This is a genomic window from Amphibacillus indicireducens (assembly GCF_039539605.1).
GTDB classification, from domain to species: Bacteria; Bacillota; Bacilli; order Bacillales; family Amphibacillaceae; genus Amphibacillus; species Amphibacillus indicireducens.
This window is the reverse complement of record NZ_BAABDL010000156.1, coordinates 1-4883: the sequence shown is the minus strand read 5'-3', so window position 1 is coordinate 4883 and position 4883 is coordinate 1. Positions and strand designations below refer to the sequence as shown.

Here is a 4883-nt window from a genome sequence, read left to right as displayed (position 1 = left end):
AAGTTTTTTTGTGTTAAAAGGCTATATATCAATAAAAACGAAGGTTTTTACTATAAAACTTTAGACAATACGTGTTTCGAGGAAGAGGTGATTTTATGAGAACACTTTGGATTTATCTTTATGCCTTAATTCAGATCGTCGGTAGCCTTCCTAGATTACGACAAGTGAAAAAAATACCGAATATCCCCTATGCTGACAAGGCAAAACAGGTTTTTAAAACCCCGGCTCGCATTTCCCAAAAAGTAATCAAAAAAACGAAATCAACTGTCTCAGTGACGGGTATCGAACGAATTCCTGATCAACCTGTTCTGTTCGTAGCCAATCACCAAGGACTCTTTGATATCCTATTACTATTGGGCTACTTAGAAAAACCGATCGGATTTATTGCTAAAAAGGAAATAAAAAAACTTCCGATTATCAATCGGTGGATGATGGAATTAAAATGTGTCTTTATTGATCGATCAAATCGACGGGCTGCTCTAAAAGTCATTGACGATGGAATCGAAAGCTTAAAACAAGGCCAATCAATGGTCATTTTTCCCGAAGGAACGAGAGGGGAAGGACCAGAAATTGAACGCTTTAAATCAGGGAGCTTGCGACTAGGGACACGTGCCGAAGTGCCTATCGTGCCATTAGCGATTGATGGGACATACGATGCATTTGAAAAAAACAACAAACGATTTAAACCAGCTAAATTTACTTTAACCGTTGCTGACCCAATTTATCCAGAAGAATATCAAGAAATGAAACACAATCAACTAGCGGCTAAACTTGAGCAAATTATAACCGATATTATGGCTACAAACAAAAACAGAAGATAATATAACAACCTAGAGATTGTAGAAAGGTGACATAATGACGTTGAATCGGATTGGAAACTTTGACATTTATAATAAAATAAATCAATTAATCGATGCAATTGAGCGCCAACCAACAGATGAATTAAAAACTGAAACGATCAAAGATTTATACGAGTACATCAACACTCATGTTCATCTACCTAATCCAATTGTTGAACAGATGAGTAATACTTTTCAAGTACTTGTGATGGATGATGAAGGCTATATTACATACATAGATAATCAGTTTTGTGAAAAAATTGGCTACCAAAAAGAAGAATTGCTCCAACATCATTATCGAATTCTTCATGCTGGCGTGCATCAACCTCACTTTTATCAAGAGATGTGGGATACGATCAGGCTTGGAAAGACATGGACTGGAGATATTTGCACCCAAGCAAAATCGGGTGAAATCTTTTGGTTTCGGACGACTATCATTCCAATTGCTGATGATCTAGGAAATTACACATCTTATTTGGTATTCCGTACAGACATTAGTGATGTAAAGTACGTTGATAAGCACTTGATTGAATCACTTGAAGGTGACTATCGTAAATTATTTAGCCAGCTAATGAACTTAACGTTTCGTGTCCAACAGCATAAGGAAACCGGTAAATATCGTTTTCGTTTATTTGAAGGAAAACTTGCACAAAAAATAAAAGTGACGACAGAGCAATTGAAATATAAATATATTGAAGATGTTTTTTTTAGCAATGATACAACAAAGATTACCACTCACTTTGAACAAGCATTTACTGGGAGTGAAGTGATTTTCAAGCACCGAATTGAGCAACTAACACTTTACACAATGTTGTCACCTGTTTTTGAAAATGATGAAGTGATTGAAGTCGTTGGCTCATCTGTTGATATCTCATCACTTGAGCGTGCGGAGGCTAAGGTTGAACAATTGGCTTATTATGATACGCTAACAAAATTGCCGAATCGTGCGAAGCTTCGCGATGATCTAAAAGTAGCTGTTCAACATGGTGAGGAACGACCATTTGCTGTGCTTTATTGTGATATTGATCGTCTCAAGTATATTAATGACACACTTGGAGAAGCGATTGGGGATCAGGTAATTGAAATTATTTCAAAGCGCATTCAATCTGTAATTGGTGAAAAAGGTTCGGTTTATCGTTACGGTGGAGATGAGTTCTGCTTGATTTTGGAATTGTCTGTTCAAGGTGTTAAACAGGTGAGTGAACAAATGTTGACTCAAATAAAGCAACCCATTTCGATCCAAGGTCATGAATTTTTTGTTACATCTTCAATTGGTATTAGTTACTATGGTGTTGATGCCTGGAATGAAAAAGAGTTGATTAACCATGCGAGTATTGCTGTTCACTATTGTAAATTAAATGGAAGAAACAGTAGGCTCTTTTATACGATAAAAATGGATGAAATGTATCAAGAAGTTATTTTGCTTGAATCAGATATTCGTAAAGCTTTGAAGTATGATGAGTTCAGTTTACACTATCAACCAAAATTAAATGTGATTACAGGTGAAGTTACCGGCCTTGAGGCGCTTATTCGTTGGACGCATCCTAAAAAAGGACCAATTTCACCAGCAACTTTTATTCCGATTGCTGAGGAAACAGGAGTGATAACACAGATTGGTGAATGGGTCATTAGAGAAGCTTGTCAGCAGCATTATACTTGGGTGAATCAAGGCTTTGATCCAATTCGGATTGCTGTCAATGTTTCGGCAATTGAACTCCAACGACCTGATTTTGTAAATCAAGTTATGGAAATTATTCAAGAAACAAAGATGGATCCGAAATATTTGGAAATTGAAATTACCGAAAATAGTGTAATGGAAAATACGGAAGATTGTATTGAGACGATGAATACATTACGTGGCATGGGGATCACATTTTCGATCGACGATTTTGGTACGGGGTACTCATCATTTGGTTACTTAAAAAAATTTCCAATTAATTATTTAAAAATTGATCAATCATTTATTAGAAGCTCTTTAACTGAGCAAAGTAGCGCTGAAATTGTTAAAGCGATGATCCAACTTGCCCATACATTTGGTCTAAAAGTAGTTGCAGAAGGCGTCGAAGAAAAAGAAATCCTTCATCTACTTCAAGAAAATCAATGTGACTATTATCAAGGCTACTATTTCAGTAAACCAGTGCCAGCATGCGAACTTGAATCAGTCATTTTTGGAAAAATGGCATAGATATTTTTAGCAAAAGAAGATCTAATCCCGTCTCAATGCGTGGTTAGGTCTTTTTCTTAGCGATATTTTGTTATAATAGGTGTACTAATGAAGAAAAGGTGGAATAGATATGATAAAAGTATTATTCATTTGCTTAGGAAACATCTGCCGTTCACCAATGGCAGAAGCTTATTTTAAAAATCTAGTTAACGAAGCAGGTCTATCAGCCAAGTTTATCATTGATTCTGCGGGGACAAGCGATTGGAATGAGGGAAAAGCGCCACATGAGGGAACACAAAAGAAACTAAACGAATATAAGCTCTCATTCCAAGGCATCTATTCAAGACAAATCACTCCGTCAGACTTTAGTCAGTTTGATTACATTATTGCAATGGATGAGCAAAACTTAATCGATCTTGAGCATATTCAGCAGCAAACGACACAAGCTAAAATGCTCCGGTTAATGGATTTTGTTGAAAATGCACCGATTAAAGACATTCCAGATCCATACTATACGGGAGATTTTGATCAAACGTATGAATTGATCGAAGCAGGCTGCCAAGCACTATTACAATCGATTCGAACTGAAGAGAAAATCTAAGGAGTCGTGACATAAGTGAAGAATGATCGTAGAACAAAACTCGTTCCTATTGTTGTTGGTGTATGTACTCTTATCGCTACAATTAAAATGAAAAGAAATCAGCCAAACAAACAGCAAACAACTTTTGTCCAAAAGAAAAGTCAACGATTGATGTTGAGTCCATATCAATCAGCACTTTTGTTCGAACGAAGAGTTGAACAGAGTTATAAGCTAGCTCATCAAAAGTTAGTTTCGATTTATCATTTTGCCAGTCAACTAGAAGAGTTAATTGAATTAATCAAATTTAAATAAGCAGATGAGTAGACTCAAATAGAATGGAGATATACTTATGGCTAAGTTAAATTTTAATCCGATAAAAAAGCATGTCATTGAATTTGCTAGACGATTTTCAGAAGATGAAGTCACGAGTTTATCGGCTCAGTTGTCTTATTTCTTCTTGCTGTCACTATTTCCCTTGTTAATTTTTATCGTTGCTTTAGCGAGTTATTTGCCGATTGATTATTTAAGGTTACTTGAAATGATGAGTGCCTATATTCCAGTTGAAGCCATGCAATTGATTGAGAACTTTCTCTTTGAAACGATGGATTCTAGTGGTGGTGGATTACTTTCAATTGCAATTATCGGTACGATTTGGTCAGCTTCAAATGGGATTAATGCAATTATGCGTGCATTAAATAAGGCGTATGACGTTGAAGAAAATCGTTCGTTTATCCTAGGACGGTTAATTGCGATTTCATTATTACTATCCGTCTTACTGTTAATTGTCGTTGCATTGCTATTGCCTGTTTTCGGTAGAATGATTGGTGTTTATATTTTTTCTTTCTTTGGTGCAAGTGAGCAATTTATTTCGGTTTGGAATGGTTTAAGATGGGTGATTTCTTCATCAATCTTTTTCGTTGTTTTCCTTTATTTATATAAGATGGCACCGAATGCGAAGGTTTACTTTAAAGATGCGATCTGGGGCGCTTTATTTGCAACTGTCGGTTGGCAGGTATCGTCATATGGTTTCTCACTTTATGTCAATACGATGGGCAACTATGCAGCCACTTACGGTAGTTTAGGTGGTGTGATCATTTTAATGTTATGGTTTTATATTTCAGGTATCATTATTATTTTAGGTGGAGAGATCAATGCAATGGTTGCAGATCATCGGGGTCGATTAAAAACTTAACTGACCAACTACAGTGTAGGCTAAAGTCTACACTGTTTTTTTATTGTTTAGGAAATTATAAAATTCGTTAGTTGTGGATAACTTTGTGTTAAAATCTAATTATCATAT

The 4883-nt window shown here is 35.9% G+C and carries 5 protein-coding genes; all 5 read left to right on the top strand.

Going from position 1 to position 4883, the window contains the following annotated elements; all coding sequences use genetic code 11:
* Window positions 1-95: 95 nt before the first annotated feature.
* The 5 genes from ABD814_RS13145 to ABD814_RS13125 all read left to right on the top strand — a co-directional run bounded on the left by ABD814_RS13145 (window position 96) and on the right by ABD814_RS13125 (window position 4775).
* A complete protein-coding gene (locus ABD814_RS13145; protein ID WP_344914168.1) occupies window positions 96-821 on the top strand; it encodes a lysophospholipid acyltransferase family protein in 726 nt (241 codons plus the stop codon).
* 34 nt (window positions 822-855) lie between these two features.
* Window positions 856-3024, top strand: coding sequence for a sensor domain-containing protein (locus ABD814_RS13140; protein ID WP_344914165.1), 2169 nt, complete (start codon window positions 856-858; stop codon window positions 3022-3024).
* Between the two features lie 109 nt (window positions 3025-3133).
* Complete coding sequence (locus ABD814_RS13135) at window positions 3134-3604, top strand: low molecular weight protein-tyrosine-phosphatase (RefSeq protein ID WP_344914162.1); 471 nt, start codon at window positions 3134-3136, stop codon at window positions 3602-3604.
* 15 nt (window positions 3605-3619) lie between these two features.
* Window positions 3620-3895, top strand: coding sequence for a hypothetical protein (locus ABD814_RS13130; RefSeq protein WP_344914159.1), 276 nt, complete (start codon window positions 3620-3622; stop codon window positions 3893-3895).
* Between the two features lie 37 nt (window positions 3896-3932).
* A complete protein-coding gene (locus ABD814_RS13125) occupies window positions 3933-4775 on the top strand; it encodes a YihY/virulence factor BrkB family protein (protein WP_344914156.1) in 843 nt (280 codons plus the stop codon).
* Window positions 4776-4883: the final 108 nt, after the last annotated feature.

Bases quoted from the DNA above. Each gene is read 5' to 3' on its own strand.
- ABD814_RS13140 (WP_344914165.1), top strand. From the start codon at position 856: ATGACGTTGAATCGGATTGGAAACTTTGACATTTATAATAAAATAAAT.
- ABD814_RS13125 (WP_344914156.1), top strand. From the start codon at position 3,933: ATGGCTAAGTTAAATTTTAATCCGATAAAAAAGCATGTCATTGAATTT.
- ABD814_RS13135 (WP_344914162.1), top strand. From the start codon at position 3,134: ATGATAAAAGTATTATTCATTTGCTTAGGAAACATCTGCCGTTCACCA.
- ABD814_RS13145 (WP_344914168.1), top strand. From the start codon at position 96: ATGAGAACACTTTGGATTTATCTTTATGCCTTAATTCAGATCGTCGGT.